This is a genomic window from Acinetobacter sp. S54 (genome assembly GCF_016624945.1).
GTDB lineage: Bacteria > Pseudomonadota > Gammaproteobacteria > Pseudomonadales > Moraxellaceae > Acinetobacter.
The window spans coordinates 46,271-66,260 of record NZ_JACVUI010000015.1; the positions used below are offsets into that span (position 1 = coordinate 46,271).

General features: G+C 41.9%; 16 protein-coding genes and 1 pseudogene. 7 read left to right on the forward strand and 10 right to left on the reverse strand.

The window, feature by feature from the left end; all coding sequences use genetic code 11:
- The first annotated feature begins 755 nt into the window (after window positions 1-755).
- The gene (locus IAE20_RS15045; protein ID WP_200482833.1) at window positions 756-1,652 is read left to right on the forward strand and encodes a DMT family transporter; all 897 of its coding nucleotides are present in this window, start codon (window positions 756-758) and stop codon (window positions 1,650-1,652) included.
- A 224-nt stretch (window positions 1,653-1,876) separates the two neighbouring features.
- Here IAE20_RS15045 and IAE20_RS15050 read toward each other — a convergent pair whose 3' ends face one another.
- Complete coding sequence (locus IAE20_RS15050) at window positions 1,877-3,571, reverse strand: AMP-binding protein (RefSeq protein WP_200461720.1); 1,695 nt, start codon at window positions 3,569-3,571, stop codon at window positions 1,877-1,879.
- A 111-nt stretch (window positions 3,572-3,682) separates the two neighbouring features.
- The gene (locus tag IAE20_RS15055) at window positions 3,683-4,300 is read right to left on the reverse strand and encodes a TetR/AcrR family transcriptional regulator (RefSeq protein WP_200461719.1); all 618 of its coding nucleotides are present in this window, start codon (window positions 4,298-4,300) and stop codon (window positions 3,683-3,685) included.
- Window positions 4,301-4,447: 147 nt separating this feature from the next.
- Here IAE20_RS15055 and IAE20_RS15060 point away from each other — a divergent pair, with 147 nt between their 5' ends.
- From IAE20_RS15060 to IAE20_RS15080, 5 genes and pseudogenes are all read left to right on the forward strand, one after another.
- Window positions 4,448-5,620, forward strand: a complete 1,173-nt coding sequence (locus IAE20_RS15060; RefSeq protein ID WP_200482820.1) for an isovaleryl-CoA dehydrogenase — start codon at window positions 4,448-4,450, stop codon at window positions 5,618-5,620.
- A gap of 24 nt (window positions 5,621-5,644) precedes the next feature.
- On the forward strand, window positions 5,645-7,246 hold the full coding sequence (locus IAE20_RS15065; RefSeq protein WP_200482819.1) for a carboxyl transferase domain-containing protein: 1,602 nt from the start codon (window positions 5,645-5,647) through the stop codon (window positions 7,244-7,246).
- A gap of 9 nt (window positions 7,247-7,255) precedes the next feature.
- Window positions 7,256-8,090: pseudogene (locus IAE20_RS15070) on the forward strand (enoyl-CoA hydratase/isomerase family protein).
- Window positions 8,072-10,063 carry an acetyl/propionyl/methylcrotonyl-CoA carboxylase subunit alpha gene (locus IAE20_RS15075; RefSeq protein ID WP_200482817.1) on the forward strand — a complete coding sequence of 664 codons (1,992 nt, stop codon included), beginning with the start codon at window positions 8,072-8,074 and terminating at the stop codon, window positions 10,061-10,063. The pseudogene IAE20_RS15070 and the gene IAE20_RS15075 overlap by 19 nt, the downstream one beginning before the upstream one ends.
- Window positions 10,060-10,950: a hydroxymethylglutaryl-CoA lyase gene (locus IAE20_RS15080; RefSeq protein ID WP_200482816.1), complete on the forward strand. Its 891-nt coding sequence runs from the start codon at window positions 10,060-10,062 to the stop codon at window positions 10,948-10,950. The genes IAE20_RS15075 and IAE20_RS15080 overlap by 4 nt, the downstream gene beginning before the upstream one ends.
- 165 nt (window positions 10,951-11,115) lie before the next feature.
- On the opposite strand, the gene pcaD is transcribed toward IAE20_RS15080, so the two are convergent.
- From pcaD to IAE20_RS15110, 6 genes are all read right to left on the reverse strand, one after another.
- Window positions 11,116-11,913 carry a 3-oxoadipate enol-lactonase gene (gene pcaD, locus IAE20_RS15085; protein ID WP_200461713.1) on the reverse strand — a complete coding sequence of 266 codons (798 nt, stop codon included), beginning with the start codon at window positions 11,911-11,913 and terminating at the stop codon, window positions 11,116-11,118.
- Window positions 11,914-11,923: 10 nt separating this feature from the next.
- Window positions 11,924-13,129: a 3-oxoadipyl-CoA thiolase gene (gene pcaF / locus IAE20_RS15090; protein ID WP_200482815.1), complete on the reverse strand. Its 1,206-nt coding sequence runs from the start codon at window positions 13,127-13,129 to the stop codon at window positions 11,924-11,926.
- A gap of 17 nt (window positions 13,130-13,146) precedes the next feature.
- Entirely contained in the window at window positions 13,147-13,794 is a 648-nt protein-coding gene (gene catJ / locus IAE20_RS15095; RefSeq protein ID WP_200482814.1) for a 3-oxoadipate CoA-transferase subunit B CatJ, read from the reverse strand.
- Between the two features lie 10 nt (window positions 13,795-13,804).
- On the reverse strand, window positions 13,805-14,491 hold the full coding sequence (locus IAE20_RS15100; protein WP_200461973.1) for a 3-oxoacid CoA-transferase subunit A: 687 nt from the start codon (window positions 14,489-14,491) through the stop codon (window positions 13,805-13,807).
- A gap of 83 nt (window positions 14,492-14,574) precedes the next feature.
- Window positions 14,575-14,865, reverse strand: coding sequence for a muconolactone Delta-isomerase (gene catC / locus IAE20_RS15105; RefSeq protein ID WP_200461069.1), 291 nt, complete (start codon window positions 14,863-14,865; stop codon window positions 14,575-14,577).
- A 17-nt stretch (window positions 14,866-14,882) separates the two neighbouring features.
- Window positions 14,883-15,995: a muconate/chloromuconate family cycloisomerase gene (locus tag IAE20_RS15110; protein WP_200482813.1), complete on the reverse strand. Its 1,113-nt coding sequence runs from the start codon at window positions 15,993-15,995 to the stop codon at window positions 14,883-14,885.
- 102 nt (window positions 15,996-16,097) lie between these two features.
- Between IAE20_RS15110 and catM the strand changes: the two genes are divergently transcribed.
- Entirely contained in the window at window positions 16,098-17,009 is a 912-nt protein-coding gene (gene catM / locus IAE20_RS15115) for a cis,cis-muconate-binding transcription regulator CatM (protein ID WP_200482812.1), read from the forward strand.
- Window positions 17,010-17,108: 99 nt separating this feature from the next.
- On the opposite strand, the gene IAE20_RS15120 is transcribed toward catM, so the two are convergent.
- Window positions 17,109-18,665: a dynamin family protein gene (locus tag IAE20_RS15120; RefSeq protein ID WP_200482811.1), complete on the reverse strand. Its 1,557-nt coding sequence runs from the start codon at window positions 18,663-18,665 to the stop codon at window positions 17,109-17,111.
- A complete protein-coding gene (locus IAE20_RS15125; RefSeq protein ID WP_200482810.1) occupies window positions 18,662-19,921 on the reverse strand; it encodes a GTPase in 1,260 nt (419 codons plus the stop codon). The genes IAE20_RS15120 and IAE20_RS15125 overlap by 4 nt, the downstream gene beginning before the upstream one ends.
- Window positions 19,922-19,990: the final 69 nt, after the last annotated feature.

The following is a 19,990-nucleotide window of genomic DNA, read 5'->3' on the forward strand; positions in this document are numbered from 1 at the left end:
CTCTAGAAATTATATTGCTGAATAAGCCCTGTGAGATAGGTTTGTGTAATAAAACTCTTCATAGTCTAAAATGTTTTTAATTATTTACCAATTGATAAAAAATAAATTTTCAAACTATTATTAATTTTAAAAAATGTCGGCGACTTTTGTTGAGTTTTTATAATAAAAATTTATGCGTATAAAAGTGATCTAAATAGTCATAAATTTATATAATTAATGAAAAATAATATAAGTACATGTATTTAATAAAATTATTATAAAACGTAATGATATAATTTAATGTACTTTATGTCGGTGACTCTTGCCAAGGTTGGGGTCGCGAGTTTGAGTCTCGTTTCCCGCTCCAGATTTTGAAAAGCCTCAATCGAAAGATTGGGGCTTTTTCTTTTTGATTTATATGGTTTTTTCTCATCAGATTTAGAAATACGCAGGTTGCAATTACTCAGAAGTCTATTTCAAAGAATTACCATGACAAAAACATAAAATAAATCATTGATATTTATTATTTTTAATAAGTAATAAACATCCCCTAAATGCCTAAACACGCAAAAAATTTGATCAATATTTTCGCATAAATATCAGCCAATTCTTCACTATAAAGTTTATAGCAGATTGTATTATCCACAGTAAACAATCATTAAGTCAGATCCTGAATGTATTCGCAATTCTCTGACGGTCTTTAATCTTACTCATGTTACCTGAGTGGGTAGATATTGTTAAACTATCCACACACATCTTCTGCCTATTTTACTTTTATGCAAAATGTTTACTCAGCCCCGCCCTCCCAAGTTGGTAAAGCATTGTTATGTTTAATGACATCCGCTTTACTGTTTTCAATTATGGGAGTTTGTATTCGTTTTGCCTCACATACAGTTGATAACCCCACCATTGTTTTTTTCCGCAATGCTGTTGGGCTCTTCATATTTATTCCTATGCTATTTAAGCAAGGCATGGGATTTATTAAAACAAATAAGCTGTGGATGCATACGTGGCGCAGTGTAGTGGGTTTGGCAGCCATGTATGGCTTTTTTTATGCTATTGCCAATTTAAAACTATCAAATGCTATGGTGTTTAGTTATTCCTCACCTATTTTTATTCCCCTCATTGCTTGGTTGTTTCTCAAAGAGAAGATCACAGCATCGATGATTTTGGCTGCGGTACTAGGTTTAATCGGGGTTTTATTCGTTGCCAAACCAGATCAAGGTTTATTAAATACATTGTCTTTTATTGGACTCGGAGCTTGTTTTCTTTCAGCAATGGCATTTGTAACAGTACGGGCGTTAACTAATACCGAACCTCCTGAACGGATCGTATTTTATTTTTGTATTTTTGGGACTTTGATTTCTTCTATTCCCATGTTTTGGCACTGGCGCATTTTTAACTGGCATGAACTCAGCCTGTTGATTGCAGCGGGCCTTCTTGCCAATATCAGTCAATTATTTATGTCCTATGCATATAGTCTGGCTCCCGCAGGACAAATCGGCCCAATGAATTATATTGCGATTGTATTTGCAGGAATCTGGGGCTTTATATTCTGGCACGAGCTACCAGATTTCTTTACGATTATTGGGATAATGATTATTTTATTTGCTATTTTACTGTGCAATCCTTACATCCAGAAGAAATTGTTTGGGCAACCACCTCACTCTTAGATATAAGATATAGTAATTACTTTATAGTTTAATTGGTTACAAATTTTTCAGAATATGTAACCATGTCACCGAGAAAAGAATGTCTAACCCTAAAAAGTAAACAAAAAAAATTCAAATCTAAAAATGAATAGTTCAAAATGGTCAAGGATCACAAAATTTAAGATCATAATTTTTGGCAAAATGATCTCCTCTTTTATGTTTAAGCATAGAGGAGAAACCATGTTCTATTCAAAAATAGCCGCTGTTAAATTAAGCTCAATTTGCATCATTTCCTGCAACTTAAATTTTTGTGCCTTGCCTGAAGCAGTAAGCGGGAACTCGGTTAGAAATTTGATGTAGCGTGGTACTTTATTATGTGAAATATGCTCCTTACAAAAACGACGAATACTGTCTTCATCCGCTTGATGATGCTCATGCAAAATAATACAGGCACATAATTCTTCCCCATAACGCAAATCTGGCAAACCAATGACTTGCACATCACTGACATCTGGATGTGTATATAAAAAATCTTCGATTTCTTTGGGAAAAAGGTTCTCACCACCGCGAATCACTACATCTTTAATTCGACCCTTGATTTTGACAAAACCTTTGTCATCCATTTCAGCAATATCACCCGTATGCATCCAGCCTGCTGCATCGATGACTTCTTTGGTTTTTTCAAGTTCATCCCAATAGCCCGCCATGACCGAATAGCCCCGTACACATAACTCTCCCAATGTACCTATTGGCGTAATTTCCCCCTCAAGGTTTATAATTTTAATTTCAATATGAGGATGGACATGTCCGACTGTGCTTACTCGTTTATCAATAGAATCATTGATATAACTTTGCACGCTCACGGGCGAGGTTTCTGTCATACCGTAACAAATAGTGATATCAGACATGTGCATGTGTTCAATCACACGCTGCATAATCTCACGTGGACACGGACTGCCCGCCATAATCCCTGTACGTAAGCTGGATAAATCAAACTCATTAAATTGCTCATGTTCCAAAATGGCAATAAACATGGTCGGCACACCATATGCTGCGGTACATTTTTCCTGATGAATAGTTTTTAAAGTTTCTAGCGGATTAAATACAGCAGATGGATACACCATGGTTGAGCCATGCGTAATACAGGCCAAATTCCCCATCACCATCCCGAAACAATGAAATAATGGAACGGAAATGCACACTCGATCCTGAGCGGTTAAACGAATACCTTCACCAACAAAATAACCATTATTTAAAATATTATGGTGAGTCAACATGGTTCCTTTCGGGTTACCTGTAGTGCCAGAAGTAAACTGAATATTAATGGGTTCATCAAATTGTAGTTGCTGGGCTAAATGCCGTAAATCATTCAGCTGCGATTGATTCGGTGTTTCAAGCAAATCATTAAAACGATATATCCCTGTCTGTTGCTGATCATCTATTTTTATTACACATTTTAAATGCGGTAAGCGCTCTAAATGCAGAATTTTATCGTGACTATGTGTCAACTCTGGTGCAATTTTATTCAGCAATTCTTGATAATCTGTGGTTTTAAATTGTGCAGCAATAATCAGCCCTTTGCATGACACTTTATTTAAAACATACTCCAGTTCATGACTTTTATAAGCAGTATTCAGGTTCACCAAAATAATGCCTGCTTTAAAAGCAGCAAATTGTGCCACCGTCCATTCGACACAATTCGGTGACCAAATCGCTAGACGCTCTCCTTTTTGAAAACCCAATTTCAATAGACTACAGGCAAAAGCATTTACCTCATTCTGTAACTGCTGATAAGTCAATCTTCTGCCCTGATGTGAGCTGATTATTGCCTCTTGCTCTGCATATTGTAGACAAGCCTGATCAAATTTTTCTCCAATCGTCACTCCTAATAGAGGCTGTGAACTTGTTCCTGAGGCATAGCTTAACCGTACATGTTGCATTGAATCATTCTCCTTGATTCTTTGTAATTCTGTTCTTACCCGATCTAATTGTTGTTACTGCAACTACCTTTCAAACTGCCTATTTTTGTGATTTTAACTGGTATATCTGCCCTACTTTTTCTGTACTGCATTCACACAAAAGTCAGCAATGTGTTTAGAAAAATAGTCTTTATGTTGCTGATCAAACTTAGTATTTTGGGCTGGATCTAAAGGCTCAACAACCACATAGGTCATAGCAGCAACAACACACAATGCTGTGGTATTTAAATCATCCAACACAAATTCACCGCTTGCATTTCCATCCGCAAGGATTTTTTTAATACTCTGTTTGATCAATTGTTTTACGCGGAAACGCTCATGCTCCACCATTGAATCAACAGGCTCAAACATCAGTGAATAAGCCAACCGAGGGCTATTTAATGCGCGTTTGACAAAGGTCGCGACTGCTTTATGCAATTTTTGTTGTGCCGTCAGCTCACTTTCTGTGATTGCATCAATCACCAACAATTCGGTATTGATGGCTTCTGACAGCACCTCAATCAGTACCTGACTTTTATTGTCAAAATAACGATAAACCAGACCACTTGAGACACCTGCCTGCTCAGCAATCGTTTGTATCTGTGCGTCCTTAAACCCTCCTTCTGAAATTAATTGTCTGGCTGAACTCAAAATCGCTTTGCGATTTTGTTCCATCCGCTCCTGCATTAAAGATGATCGTTTATAGCTCATAAATTTTATTCTCTACCAAACAAAATGAATTGTAAATCAATTTATGAATTAGTATTCACTTTTTTAAAAATTCATTGTAAGGTACTTCATAAGCACATACAACAACGCTTATGGAACAACAACTATAACCAAAGGGATGAGAACAGAATGAACCTACGCAGCTTAAATTTCGGTCTGGATGAAACGTTAATTGCTCTACAAGACTCTGTTGCAGCATTTTGTGCCAAGGAAATTGCACCGATTGCTCAACAAGTGGATCAAGATAATCAATTTCCAGCCCATCTCTGGAAAAAATTTGGCGATATGGGTTTGTTGGGACTCACTGTTTCTGAAGCATATGGCGGTACTAATCTTGGCTATTTAGCGCACATCATTGTGATGCAGGAAATCTCTCGTGCATCGGCCTCTATTGGCCTTTCTTACGGTGCACATTCCAATTTATGTATTAACCAAATTAACCGAAACGGTAGCGAGCAACAAAAACAAAAGTACTTACCGAAACTGATTTCAGGTGAATTTGTGGGTGCTTTGGCAATGTCTGAGCCAAACGCAGGTTCGGATGTGATCAGTATGAAACTCCGTGCAGAACAAAAAGATAATCATTTTATTTTAAATGGCTCAAAAATGTGGATCACCAATGGCGGTGATGCAGATGTACTGGTGGTTTATGCCAAAACTGATCCACAGGCAGGCGCTAAAGGCATGACTGCCTTCCTGATTGAAAAAGATATGCCGGGCTTTAGTCATGGCAAGCATTTGGACAAACTTGGTATGCGTGGTTCCAATACTTATCCGTTGTTTTTTGACAATGTTGAAGTCCCTGCCGAAAACGTGCTCGGTGGTGTAGGAAACGGTGCAAAAGTGCTCATGAGTGGTCTGGACTATGAACGTGCAGTGTTGAGTGCTGGCCCACTCGGCATTATGGATGCCTGTTTGGATGTAGTCATTCCTTACTTACATGAACGTGAACAGTTTGGGCAGGCTTTAGGTGAATTTCAACTCATGCAAGGCAAACTGGCAGATATGTATTCTACTTGGTTGGCATGCAAGGCTTTGGTCTATGCCATTGGTACAGCCTGTGACAAAGCTGATCATGACCGTAGCCTACGTAAAGATGCAGCAAGTGCGATTTTATATGCAGCAGAAAAAGCCACTTGGATGGCAGGTGAAACCATTCAAACCCTCGGTGGTAATGGTTATATCAATGAATTCGCGGCAGGTCGCTTATGGCGCGATGCCAAACTTTATGAAATTGGTGCAGGGACTTCAGAAATTCGCCGCATGTTGATTGGACGCGAACTGTTTAATGAAACCAAATAATAATGATCAATCAGGATGCCGCTTATGAACCCATTACACAGTAAAATTAATATTCGAGGTGAAGACTTCAAAACCAATCAATACGCCATGCAAACATTGGTCAGCGATCTAAAACAAGTGGCTCAAAAAGTAGCTTTAGGGGGGGGAGAAAATGCCCGACAAAAGCATTTGGACAGAGGCAAACTTTTACCACGTGATCGTATTGATCAACTGATTGATGTCGGTACAGCTTTTCTAGAAATTGGTCAGTTAGCTGCTTATAAGGTTTATGAAGATGATATTCCTGCTGCGGGCGTGATTGCAGGTATTGGGCAAGTGAACGGTATAACCTGCATGATTGTCGCCAATGATGCAACGGTAAAAGGGGGTACCTATTATCCACTTACTGTGAAAAAGCATTTACGTGCACAAGAAATTGCTGAACAAAATCACTTGCCATGTATTTATCTGGTGGATTCGGGGGGTGCTTTTTTACCGATGCAAGATGAGGTATTTCCAGATCGGGATCATTTTGGACGTATTTTTTATAATCAAGCCCGTATGTCTAGTCTAGGTATTGCACAGATTGCTGTAGTCATGGGTAGTTGTACTGCTGGTGGTGCTTATGTGCCCGCTATGTCAGATGAAACTATTATTGTGCGTAACCAAGGTACTATTTTCTTGGGCGGCCCGCCACTGGTGAAAGCCGCGACTGGTGAAGTGGTTAGCAGTGAAGACTTGGGAGGGGGCGATGTACATACTCGCCTTTCAGGAGTTGCCGATCATTTGGCTGAAAATGATGAACATGCGCTTGCTATTGCACGTAATATTGTTTCCAATCTCAATAAAAAGTCAAATGACTTAAATAAGCAGTTTGATGAACCCCTCTTTGATGCAAGCGAACTTTATGGCGTAATTCCAAGTGATGCGCGTAAACCTTTTGATGTACGCGAAGTGATTGCACGGATTGTTGATGGTTCATGTTTTGATGAATTTAAAGCGCGCTTTGGCTCTACTTTAATTACTGGTTTTGCCTCACTTTACGGCATGCCTGTCGGGATCATTGCCAATAACGGGATTCTATTTTCCGAGTCCGCACAAAAAGGTGCACATTTTATTGAACTCTGCACCCAACGCAATATCCCTTTGTTATTTATACAAAATATTACTGGCTTTATGGTCGGGCGCCAATATGAGAATGAAGGTATTGCCAAGCACGGAGCTAAATTGGTTATGGCGGTTGCCACGGCCAATGTCCCCAAACTCACCCTGATTATTGGTGGTTCTTTTGGTGCAGGTAATTATGGAATGTGTGGCCGTGCCTATTCACCACGCTTTTTATGGACATGGCCAAACTCTCGTATTTCGGTGATGGGTGGTGAACAGGCTGCTAGTGTTCTTTCAACCTTAAAGCGTGATCAGATTGAACAAAAAGGTGCGCAATGGTCAGCACAAGAGGAAGATCAGTTCAAACAACCGATTCGTGAACAATATGAACGCCAAGGCCATCCGTACTATGCCTCTGCCCGCCTTTGGGATGATGGTGTTATTGACCCTGCTCACACCCGTCATGTACTCGGTTTAAGTCTTGCTGCGGCGATGAATGCTCCAATCCAACCCACCAAGTTTGGCGTGTTCCGCATGTAGGAGATGTATATGAGCTATCAATTTTTACAACTGGAACAACACGGTCAAGTTGCTTATGTTTGGCTGAATCGCCCTGAACTGCATAATGCTTTCAATACCACGGTGATTGAGGAGTTACATGCCTGTTTTAACAGTCTCAATACACGGGATGATATTCGTGTGGTGGTGTTAGCTGGCCGTGGTAAAAGTTTTTCAGCTGGTGCCGATTTAAACTGGATGAAACAGGCAGGTCAGGCTTCTACTATAGAAAATGAAGCTGATGCGCTAAAGCTTGCACAGATGCTAAATGCCCTCGCTACTTTAAAACAACCCAGCATTGCTCGGGTGCATGGCATAGCTTTTGGTGGCGGCATGGGTTTAGCATCGGCATGTGATATTTGTATTGCTAGCAGTGAAGTCAAATTCGCCACATCAGAAGTTCGACTCGGTCTTGCACCATCGACCATCAGTCCTTATGTGATTCGTGCCATTGGTGCACGACAAGCCTCTCGTTATTTTTTAACTGCTGAACGTATTTCTGCACATGAAGCCAAACAGATAGGTTTAGTACATGAAGTCGCAGATGCAGAAGATTTAGACAGAAAAGTTCAAGACATCATTGATGCATTGTTACTCGGTGGGCCACACGCTCAGACAGCGTCAAAACAACTCATTCAAATGATTAATCATCAAAGCATGAATGAGGATTTACTCAAGCAGACTGCACAGCATATTGCTCAAGTTCGTCAAGGCAGCGAAGCCAAAGAAGGCCTGAATGCCTTTTTGAATAAACAACAACCTGCATGGACTTCTATTCCCCAATAACAACAATTCAGGACGATCACAATGTTTGAAAAGATTTTAATTGCGAACCGTGGTGAGATAGCCTGTCGCGTCATTCGCACTGCAAAAAAACTTGGTATTGCAACAGTTGCGGTTTATTCAGATGCAGATGCAGATGCACAACATGTCAAACTGGCAGATGAAGCGATTTATATTGGCCAATCTCCTGCAACACAAAGTTATTTACAAGTTGATCGTATTATTCAAGCAGCCCTTGATACAGGCAGTCAAGCGATTCATCCAGGGTATGGTTTCCTTTCCGAAAATGATCAGTTTGCATTGGCCTGCCAACAGCACGGTATTTGTTTCATCGGCCCACCAGTCGCTGCAATTTTAGCAATGGGTCTAAAAGCTACCTCTAAAGTTCTCATGGAAAAAGCAGGGGTTCCTTTAACACCGGGTTATCATGGAACCAACCAAGATGCTGAGTTTTTAAAACAGCAAGCCGATACCATTGGCTATCCTGTACTAATTAAGGCCAGCGCAGGTGGTGGGGGTAAAGGCATGAGCTTGGTCGAACGGAGTGAGGATTTCTTACAGGCTCTTGCTTCGTGCAAACGTGAAGCAAAATCCAGCTTTGGTAACGATGATGTGCTGATTGAACGCTATGTGATTCAACCGCGGCATATTGAAGTACAAGTCTTTGGGGATATGCATGGCAATTATGTACATTTGTTTGAACGTGATTGTTCCGTGCAACGCCGTCATCAAAAAGTCTTAGAAGAAGCCCCTGCTCCACAAATGCCAGAAGCTAAACTGGACGCGATGCGTCAAGCTGCGATTGATGCAGCACGTGCTGTTGATTATGTGGGCGCAGGTACAGTTGAATTTATTGTGGAACAGGATGGGACTGCCTACTTCATGGAAATGAATACGCGTCTGCAAGTTGAACACCCTGTTACTGAAATGATCACAGGTGAAGACCTCGTGGAATGGCAACTACGTGTCGCAGATGGTGAGCCTTTGCCAAAACTGCAACATGAGTTAAAGATTCATGGGCATGCACTTGAGGCACGTATTTATGCCGAACAACCGGAAAAAGGCTTCTTGCCTGCCATCGGCAAAATTGACTATTTACATTACCCAACTCAGAACCCGTATGTACGCGTCGATAGCGGGATTGTTGAGGACGATGAAATCACCACTTACTATGACCCAATGATTGCCAAATTGATCGTTTGGGGTGAGAACCGTGAAGCTGCTTTGATTCAAATGCAACATGCGTTAAGCCAATTCCATGTAGATGGTTTAGGCAACAACATCTCATTTTTACAACGTATCGTAAGCTGTGATTCATTTAAGCAAGCTAAACTTGATACTAATTTGATTCAACGTGAGCACGACTTTTTATTTCGCCATGAAAGTATTCAGCCAGAACTGATCGTTGCGACCGCCTTTATTGAATTTTTAAGCAAACTCAATAATCACTGCTCGAACCAAAAACAATTATGGCAAGCACAACCTTTATGGCGTTTAAATATTGCGTTCCAGCAAAAGATGAAAATGATCTATTTAGACCAGAACATTGAAATCAAGATTGCCGCTGCGGAACAGGGTTTTTATGCTGAATATAAGGGTCAAAGCTATCAGATTTCAGGTCAACTACTAGATGCACATACAGCAACTGTAAAGATCAATGCTAAGCGGCAAATATTGGCATTTAATCAAAGCCAGCACGGTATTACCCTATTTCATGGCGGGCAAAGCCATTCTTTTGAATATATCCGGATGGACTATACTCAAGCTGATCAGCAGACCGAACAAGGACATCTGAAAGCTCCAATGCCGGGCGTCATTACTCAGGTATTAGTGACTGCCAACCAGAGCGTTAAAAAAGACGATATTTTAATGACGCTGGAAGCCATGAAAATGGAATATAGCATTCGTGCACCTCAAGACGGTGTCATTGTCGATGCCTATTTCCAAGTCGGTGATCAGGTCAAAGCAGGCGATGAACTAGTCGAATTTCAACCCGCTGAGGAGGAAGTTGCATGACGGAGTTTGTCAAAATCGTAGAAGTGGGCCCCAGAGATGGCTTACAAAATGAAAAACAGGCTTTAACTGTAGAACAGCGTTTAAATTTTATTTCTGATCTGGTAGATGCAGGTTTAAAATTTATAGAAGTCGGCTCCTGTGTCTCAGCCAAATGGGTACCTCAAATGGCTTACAGTGATGAACTTTTCCAGCAACTGCCAAAACCTTCAGATGTACAATTTAGTTTACTTACGCCGAATCTTAAAGGGTTCGAAATCGCTCAGGCGGTCGGTTGTAAAGAAGTTGCGGTCTTTACTGCAGCATCTGAAAGTTTTACCCGTAAAAATATTAATTGCTCAATTGATGAAAGTTTTGAAAAATTTGCCGATGTCATGGCCGCAGCCAAAGCCCAGAATATCCGTGTTCGCGGCTATGTTTCCTGTGTCATTGACTGTCCCTATGAAGGAGCGATTGCACCCGAACAAGTGGTCAAAGTCGTTAAGCGGCTTTACGACTTGGGATGTTACGAAGTCTCCTTAGGAGAAACCATGGGTACAGCTACGCCTAATCGTGTTCAAACGCTTTGGCAAGCGTGTTTAGCTGAACTCAATAGCGATGTATTGGCTGGACATTTTCATAATACTTATGGCATGGCGATTGCAAATATTTATCAATCCTTACAACAAGGCATTCGGGTATTTGATTCATCCCTCGCAGGACTTGGCGGCTGTCCATACGCCAAAGGTGCATCGGGCAATATTGCTACGGAAGATCTGTTTTACTTGCTTTCACATATGGGGTTTGAAACCGGAATCAATCTGGAAAAGCTGATGCAAGCCAGCCAGCGGATTAGTCAGACTTTACAACGACGGACATCATCCCAATATGCTCAGGCTTATTTAGCTTAAGCGTCTAAAATATGGCTGCTAATCTCATGGTCTTTGCAGCCTAGCCGTGGAAAAACATGCTGTGAATCTAAAAAGACAAGATAGCTTTATATTTAAGCTGTCTTGTCTAGCATATTCAGTATTTAAGCACACTATAATGCGACTGATCCCTCACACCGCTTTAAATTAAGCGGCAATAAACTGCTGTAAAATTTGATTGAATTGCTCAGGTTGCTCGACATTAGAAATATGCGAAGCACTGATTTCGGCCAGTTGAGCATTGGCAATGTGTTGTTGCATCCATTTTCCATCAGCAACAGTTGTAACAGGATCCTGCTGACCTGCAATAATTAACACAGGAATATTGATTTTCACCAATTCATCACGTAAATCTGCCAATGCCAAAGCGTCACAACAGTTAGCGTAACCGTCAGCGCTGCCCGCAGCCAAATCATTTGAAAGCGTCTCTACAACAACCAAATGCTGCTGAATAAAATCTGCTGTAAACCAGCGTGATGCAGCCGTTTCAGCAATCGGCTTTAAACCTTGTTCACGAACCAGTTTGGCACGATCCTGCCATGCCTGCGCCTGACCAATTTTGGCTGCAGTATTGGCAATAATCACATGGGCAAAACGCTCAGGATAATGGATAGCTAACCATTGCCCTGTCAGCCCGCCCATGGAGATACCACAAAAAGTTGCTTTGGCAATATGAAGATGATCCAACAGTTGAATTACGTCATTCCCTAACTGATCTAAAGTATAAGCGCCTTGCGGGGTAGAAGATGCACCATGACCACGAGTGTCATAACAAATCACAAAGAAGTTCTGCTTAAAATAATTAAACTGTTTTTGCCACATGCCCAAATTTGTTCCCAAAGAATTTGAGAAAATCAGGGCAGGTTTATGAGCCTCACCAAAAGTTTGATAATGCAACATGACGTCTTGTGATGTAATTTGATCTTTAAAAGTAACGGTTGGCATTGTTCGCTCCCTAAACCCGCTCAATAATCAAGGCAATACCCTGACCCACCCCAATACACATTGAACACAAAGCATATTTGCCGCCTGTTTGTTCAAGCTGATTTAACGCAGTGGTCACCAAACGTGCCCCTGATGCGCCCAATGGATGACCCAGTGCAATCGCCCCGCCATTTGGATTCACTCGTGCATCCTCATCGGTTAGACCGAGATCACGGGTACACGCCAGAGCTTGCGCTGCAAATGCTTCATTCAGCTCAATCACATCCATCTGATCTAACGTCATATTGGCTTGTTTCAGCAGTTTTTTAATCGCAGGTGCAGGTGCAAAGCCCATAATTCTTGGTTCGATTCCCACCGTCGTCGCGGCAATGATTTTGGCACGGGGTTTTAATTGGTAGTGTGCAATCGCTTCATCAGATGCTATCAATACTGCCGCTGCACCATCATTAATACCAGATGCATTGCCCGCCGTTACTGTACCGTCTGCTTTCACCACACCTTTGAGTTTGGTTAAACCTTCGAGTGTGGTCGATGCACGGGGATGCTCATCTGTCGTGATCACTACAGGTTCACCTTTGCGCTGTGGAATCGTCACAGGTACGATTTCTTTAGCAAAGTAGCCTTTGGCTTGCGCTACCGCAGTACGCTGCTGACTGTTATAGGCGAACTGGTCTTGATCTTCACGATTGATGTTGAACTGTTCTGCCACGTTTTCAGCGGTTTGTGGCATGGTGTCTACACCATACATGGCTTTGAGTTTTGGATTGATAAAACGCCAGCCCATGGTGGTGTCTTCAATCTTTTGGCTACGACCAAAGGCACCTTCGGATTTGCCCATGACGTAAGGCGCACGGCTCATGCTTTCAACACCACCCGCAATAATCAAATGGGCTTCACCCGCTTTGATGGCACGTGCTGCCATCGCAATGGCATCCAGTGATGATCCACATAAACGGTTGACTGTGGTGGCAGGAACGTCTACCGGCAAGCCTGCAAGCAGTGCTGACATGCGTCCAACGTTACGGTTGTCTTCGCCAGCCTGATTGGCGCACCCATAGATCACGTCATCGACCTGTTGCCAGTTGACAGTGGGATTGCGTTCGATCAGTGCGGCAATTGGGACTGCCCCCAAGTCATCCGCACGTACGGGGGCCAGGCCACCTGCATAGCGACCAAAGGGAGTTCGGATGGCATCGATGATATATGCGTTTTTCATGGGTATCTGTCCTCTCCTTAAGTTGCATCAATCAAGGTTGCGCCCGTTAAGCGTTGCAATTCTTCAAAGCTTAAACCTGCAACTTTTTCAGTCACTTTAAGGCCTTCAGGGGTAACATCGATCACGCACAGGTCGGTGTAGATCCGATCAACGCATTTTTGTCCTGTGGCTGGATAAGTCAATTCCGCTACGATCTTCGGTTCGCCTTTTTTGGTCACGTGATCGGTGGTAACAAAGACTTTTTTAGCGCCTACGGCCAAGTCCATCGCGCCACCAACCGATGGAATCGCATCAGCTGCGCCGGTATGCCAGTTGGCAAGGTCGCCATTGGCAGCGATCTGAAAGGCACCGAGTACGCAAATGTCGAGATGTCCACCACGCATCATGGCAAAGGAGTCGCCATGGTGAAAGAAACAACCGCCTTTGAGCATGGTTACGTATTCTTTCCCGGCATTGATCAGCTCTGGATCTTCTTCACCTTTTGCAGGAGGTGGGCCAAAGGCCAATAAACCATTTTCTGAATGGAGGAAGACGTCTTTGTCAGCCGGTAGGTAGCTGGCAATTTTAGTGGGTAAACCAATGCCTAAATTGACATATGCACCTTCTGGAATATCCTGTGCCACACGCTGTGCAATCTGGTCACGGCTTAGTTTTTGATAACTCATGTCGATTTCCTTATGCGGCAGTGGGTGCTGGTGCAGGCTGTACCTGTACCACGTGTTGGACAAAGATCCCTGGCGTTACGATCACTTCGGGATCAAGTTCACCCAGTTCGACCACTTCACTGACTTGAGCAATGGTCACATCTGCAGCCATGGCCATAATAGGGCCAAAGTTACGTGCCGATTTACGATAGACCAGATTGCCCCAGCGATCGCCTTTGTGGGCTTTAATCAGGGCAAAGTCAGCTTTGATTGGATTTTCCAGAACGTAGTCTTTGCCTTCGTAGCTTAAAGTGGGTTTTCCGGTTGCCAGTAAGGTGCCAAAACCAGTGGGGGTATAGATCGGTCCAAGTCCCATGCCTGCGGCTTGCATACGGCACGCCAGATTGCCCTGTGGCACAATTTCCAGTTCGATTTTGCCCGCACGATACAGTTCATCGAAGACATAAGAGTCGGCCTGACGTGGGAAAGAACAGATGATTTTTTTGACTGCGCCCGTTTTAAGTAATTTGGCAAGACCATAGTCAGCATTGCCGGCATTGTTGCTGACAATGGTGAGATCTTTAAGTCCGAGTTCAATTAAACCGTCAATTAGTTCAGCGGGTTGGCCTGCTGTGCCAAAACCACCAATTAAAATGGTGGCACCGTCTTTAATCTGGGAAAGCGCTTCCGGTAGGGTCGCTGCACTTTTATCTATCATGTCATCAACCTTTAGGTGAAAACGAAAAATAAAGAAGGACTATAAAAAGAATCTATAAACCTGACATCCACATCTATCGTTGCTTAACGATCATCATCACGAATAGAGGATGGATGACGATTGAGTGGCATCACTTCAATATTCATGTAAGGATAAAGCGGTAAACCTTGCAAAATGTTGTGTAATTCTTCATTACTTTCAACATCGAAAATACTAATATTGGAATACTGACCCGTAATTCGCCAAATATGACGCCATTTACCTTGACGCTGTAGATCTTGTGAATAGGCTTTTTCTACCGATTTAATTTGATTCGCTTGCTCTACAGGCATATCAATAGGTAAATGTACATCCATACGTACTTGAAATAACATGTCTAATTCCTTCTTCCTTAATGACGGCGCAACTGTTCAATTTTATCTTCATCAATGTCGATTCCCAAGCCTGATGCCTGTGGTACAACCAACTCGAAGTTTTCATATTGTAACGGTGTTTTAAGAATATCTTCAGTCAATAATAATGGACCAAATAATTCCGTACCAAACTCTAGCGTTTCAAAGGTACTAAAAGCATGTGCCGACGCGATACTGCCAATCGGCCCTTCAAGCATCGTACCACCATACAAACTAATACCTGCCAGACGCGCAATTTTTGCCACTTCACACGCTTCAATCAGACCACCAGACTGTTCTACTTTTACCGCAAAAACATCTGCACCATACTTTTTGGCAATGCGATAAGCACTATCAGGGCCCGTCAAAACCTCGTCTGCCATAATCGCGACATCAAAACGAGCGGTTAAACGTGCCAATGCATCTGTGTTCTCAATAGCACAAGGTTGTTCGATCAAATCAATACCGCCATCCTGTAGCTGCTGAATGCCTTTAATACATTCCAACTCTGACCACGCGCGATTCACATCAACACGCACACTAATCTCAGGACCTAAGGCTTTTTTAATTGCAATCACATGATCAACATCATGTTGTAATGGATTGGAACCGATCTTTAACTTAAAAGTATTATGTCGCTTTAGCTCGATCATTTTTTTTGCTTCGGCAATATCCTTTTCCGTATCGCCAGATGCTAACGTCCACAACACAGGTAGTCGATCACGTAAACGTCCACCCAAGACTTCACTCAGTGGCAAATCTAAACGTTTGGATTGGATATCCAACAATGCTGTTTGAATGGCACACTTGGCAAAACGATTCCCATTGATACTTTTACGAATCAGTTTTAAAGTCTGTGCAACATTCAAAGAATCCTGAATTGAAAGGAGTAAAGGTTTGAAATAAGTCTCGATGTTGGCTTTAACACTTTCAGGACTTTCTTCTCCATAGTTCAAGCCGCCAATCGTCGTCGCTTCACCCCACCCGACAATCCCATCTTTAGTTGTCACTTTGACCAATACCAGTGTCTGAGTCTGCATGGTCGTCACAGAAAGTTTATGCGGACGAATAGTAGGAATATCGACTAAAATAGTTTCCACTGTCTTATACATCGTTCCATCTTCTTTCAATAAATGCTATTAACATACCTTAAATTAATGTCATAATGGAAACCATAAACAATTCGGTATTTTTGCATACTAAAAAGGTATATAATGGAACTCAGGCACCTCAGATATTTTGTTACTGTGGTAGAAGAACAAAGTATTTCTAAAGCAGCCGAAAAATTATGCATTGCTCAACCGCCATTGAGTCGACAAATTCAAAAACTCGAAGAAGAATTAGGAATTCAACTGTTTGAACGTGGCTCGCGTCCGGCCAAAGTTACAGAAGCAGGATTGTTTTTTTATCAACATGCCGTACAAATTTTAACGCATACCGCTCAAGCATCTTCGATGGCTAAAAGGATTGCAACCGTTAGCCATACTTTACGCATCGGCTATGTCAGTTCGTTACTTTATGGGTTATTACCCGAAATTATTTATCTTTTCCGACAACAAAATCCTGAAATTCATATTGAACTAATTGAGTGTGGGACTAAAGATCAAATCAATGCATTAAAACAGGGAAAAATCGATTTAGGATTTGGAAGGCTCAAAATTACAGATCCAGCCATTCGACGAATTTTATTACATAAAGAGCACCTTAAACTTGCCATCCATAAAAACCATCATCTAAATCAATTTGCTGACTCAGGTATTCATCTTTCACAAATTATCGATGAACCTATGTTGCTTTATCCCGTTTCACAAAAGCCAAACTTCGCAACCTTTATTCAATCTCTTTTTACCGAACTTGGTTTGGTTCCGACCAAATTGACAGAAATTCGGGAAATACAACTGGCATTAGGCCTAGTCGCAGCAGGAGAAGGAATTTGTATCGTACCAGAATCAGCCATGGATATCGGGGTAAAAAACTTGATGTATATTCCTATTCTGGATGAAGATGCTTACAGTCCGATTTCACTGGCAATACGCAATATGGATCATAGTAACTATATTCCTAAAATTTTGTCTTGTGTTCAGGACGTATTTGCGACACAAAATATTAAACCACTGATTGAATAGCTTATTTTGGTCTCATTTTTATCCAGTGAGAAGTTAAGCTGAATCAGGTTGTATTGATGAAATTCATGCTCAATTGATATCACCTGATCAGCAACACCCTTAGCTTACATCAACTCCAGAGGTACGCGGATATTGACGTAAATCTGATGCCAATTCATTCAAACCATTGCTATAACACACAATCACATCTTTGAATTGTTGGATGTTATCTTCAATCGCGCTCAATTGTTTTTCACACTGATGGACGAGTTGTTCCGTGCATTGTTTTACTGTTTCATTAATCTGGCGACACAGTTCAGTATATAAACGATCATGAACCACCAAATCTGAAATTAATTCATAACCAATATTCGGATTCGGTTCAAGTTGTACTTGAACCGAATCATCTATTTGATAATCAACGAGTTGTTGCTGTACCTGTTGAGTAAATGCATCTGCTAACCATTGTGTAAGAGTGATATACACCTGATCTATGCCCCGTGTTGCTGCATACTGTTCAAGTAACTGGGGTAATTCAGGTAGTACCTTTCTCCAGACATCTTCTGCAATATGACGTTGCTGCTGCAATAATGCGATTTGCATATGATGAAGACATAGTTGCAACTGATCCAAATCAGGTTCTATTTCCTGAACAAATGCCTCAAGCACTTGCTCTTGGAGATGATGTAAAAATATTTCTGCGGGTTTGCGTTGTTTATAATGCAAAGCGGGCTGAATCATATCCAAAAGTGCCGCAAACAATCGCTCAAAGCCAGCATCACTCATGGCTTTTTGATCCATGTCAGCCTGACGCGCCATTTGAGTAGACACTGATACGGGTTGCTTTAATAAATGAACATCCACCGCCATTTCTCGCAATTTATCTTCAGCCCGTGCTTTTACATCCGCTTCCTGTAACGAACGTTGTGAGGGAGGTTTGTTGCATAATATTGTACAAATTTCGCCATCTAGTTCGTCTTCTTCGATTTGATCACTTCGCGTGATGATGGGAAATAAAGGCTTATGTCGTTTTAATTCTCGCGCTAATGCATGGAGTTCCTGCACTTGACCCGGTGAAGTGGAGCTACTAAGCCATAACACACCATCCGCACTATCAATAAAGCGCTGCGTCAATGCTGCATTTTCGGCTGTGGCAGAATGTAACCCCGGCGTATCCAGTAATACCAGTCTTTCACCTAAACATACTCCCTGTAGTTGCGCTGTAGTTTCAGTCGCACCTTCACGTAAAAGCGTTTCGGTATAATAAATTTGATCATTCTGTACATAGAAATAGCGTACCGTCTGTCCCTGCCGATGGAAGCATTCGGCCAAAAGGTTACAGAGCGAACTTTTACCTGCATTAAATTTACCAAAGACCAGTAGCATCACTTTATCGCTAAAAGCCTCTGCAACTGATTGCGCAGCAGCTAATTCAGACCATTTTACATCCCAAAGTCGAATCTGTTGCGCTACCTGATTATTGATTAGAGAAATTTGTTTTGCCAACGTAGATGCAGGTTGCAATCCCTTCACCTCAAAAGCAATACTTATTAATTCTTTAGCAAAATGTTTACGCCATTGCTGCAAATGATCCAAAATCGAAGTCAGGTCACTTTGTGATGTGGTAATTTGTTGCGTCTGTTCAATAAAATGTTGTAATTGTCCACCACTGGTCATACCGCATCCTCCAACATTTTCAATGCCGTTTGCGCTTGTGCAATATCATGAAGTTGCTTCTCGATCTTGTTCAACTGTTCAACCAACGCTTCACGCCCTGCCGATTTTTCAAAATAAAAAGCAAACTCTCGCTGCAATCGTTGACGTTCGGCATCGGTAAAAAACAAGGTATGCAAATGTTCACGAAATTTGACTGATATGCCCAATACCGCAACGATGACGGTATCCAGACTTTTGACATGGGTTTGCTGATCTTCAGGCAATCCGACTACGCCATGACGAATAAGATGGCTATTCATATCAATACAAGCGCGAGAATAAGCAATTTGTACTTTAGCACGCTGTTGCTTGCCGACTGTATTTTTAAACATAGTCGCAAATGAATCAGGTACAAGCGCTTCATCCTGACCACTGATATCCAGAATCGGATGTAAATCTTCACGAATTTTGTCTAAAACCTTGATCAACCCTTCGTCAAAATCCTGACGTTGCTGTTGTTGAGTCTGTTGTAATTTTTGCTGTAAATGCTCTTGGTCAACTTGTAATTGATTGAGTTGCTGTTGCATGTCTTTAAATAATTGGAGTTTCTCATGCTCACGTGCAGTCGGTACTTGGCTGATTGCAAATTCAAGTGCCTGCTGTAACGCGACAATACCGCTTTTTTCAACCAATAATGGCTTTGATTTCTCTATACCCTGACGATGACGTGTGGCAGATACGGACAAAGCATTTAAGTCTGGAATTTGATGGGCAATCGACTGTTGTATATGTGCCAAAACTTGCTGGTCTGGCATTTGGTCAATTTGAGTGAGTACCAATAAAGTCTGACGGCGGCTAGATTGAAAATCATGCACTAACTGTTGCAACAGTTGATGCTCAATCGCATCAAGCTCTCCCTCACGTATCGAGTGTACAAAAAGCCGAATATCCGCCTGTGTCCAGATCGCGTTAAAGGCATAGTCATCATCCACTGCGGCGACATCCGCATCTAGCCCCGGAGCATCTAGCCAACTAATATTTTGATGAATATGCTCTGCAAGATGAAGGGTTTCTCGTTTATCGGCAACAGAGAAAATATCATGTCCAATCAACTCATTCAGTAGTCGGCTTTTTCCATGATTATATTTCCCGATCACAGTGATAGTCGGATAAGTACCTGCCATGATTAATCTGCGTAATCTCGCCAAATCAGTTTCCCGATTGGGGATTACCGCTAAAATAGCGTTTACAACACCATCAAAATTTTGCATATCCATCTTGCCTTTCTCCACGCATCCCTACAAATGAATCAGGCCAGTGATTCACCCACTAGCCTGAATTTTATT

Coding starts and splice junctions, on each gene's coding strand:
- IAE20_RS15045 (WP_200482833.1), top strand. CDS start 756: ATGCAAAATGTTTACTCAGCCCCGCCCTCCCAAGTTGGTAAAGCATTG.
- IAE20_RS15050 (WP_200461720.1), bottom strand. CDS start 3,571: ATGCAACATGTACGGTTAAGCTATGCCTCAGGAACAAGTTCACAGCCT.
- IAE20_RS15055 (WP_200461719.1), bottom strand. CDS start 4,300: ATGAGCTATAAACGATCATCTTTAATGCAGGAGCGGATGGAACAAAAT.
- IAE20_RS15060 (WP_200482820.1), top strand. CDS start 4,448: ATGAACCTACGCAGCTTAAATTTCGGTCTGGATGAAACGTTAATTGCT.
- IAE20_RS15065 (WP_200482819.1), top strand. CDS start 5,645: ATGAACCCATTACACAGTAAAATTAATATTCGAGGTGAAGACTTCAAA.
- IAE20_RS15075 (WP_200482817.1), top strand. CDS start 8,072: ATGTTTGAAAAGATTTTAATTGCGAACCGTGGTGAGATAGCCTGTCGC.
- IAE20_RS15080 (WP_200482816.1), top strand. CDS start 10,060: ATGACGGAGTTTGTCAAAATCGTAGAAGTGGGCCCCAGAGATGGCTTA.
- pcaD (WP_200461713.1), bottom strand. CDS start 11,913: ATGCCAACCGTTACTTTTAAAGATCAAATTACATCACAAGACGTCATG.
- pcaF (WP_200482815.1), bottom strand. CDS start 13,129: ATGAAAAACGCATATATCATCGATGCCATCCGAACTCCCTTTGGTCGC.
- catJ (WP_200482814.1), bottom strand. CDS start 13,794: ATGAGTTATCAAAAACTAAGCCGTGACCAGATTGCACAGCGTGTGGCA.
- IAE20_RS15100 (WP_200461973.1), bottom strand. CDS start 14,491: ATGATAGATAAAAGTGCAGCGACCCTACCGGAAGCGCTTTCCCAGATT.
- catC (WP_200461069.1), bottom strand. CDS start 14,865: ATGTTATTTCAAGTACGTATGGATGTACATTTACCTATTGATATGCCT.
- IAE20_RS15110 (WP_200482813.1), bottom strand. CDS start 15,995: ATGTATAAGACAGTGGAAACTATTTTAGTCGATATTCCTACTATTCGT.
- catM (WP_200482812.1), top strand. CDS start 16,098: ATGGAACTCAGGCACCTCAGATATTTTGTTACTGTGGTAGAAGAACAA.
- IAE20_RS15120 (WP_200482811.1), bottom strand. CDS start 18,665: ATGACCAGTGGTGGACAATTACAACATTTTATTGAACAGACGCAACAA.
- IAE20_RS15125 (WP_200482810.1), bottom strand. CDS start 19,921: ATGGATATGCAAAATTTTGATGGTGTTGTAAACGCTATTTTAGCGGTA.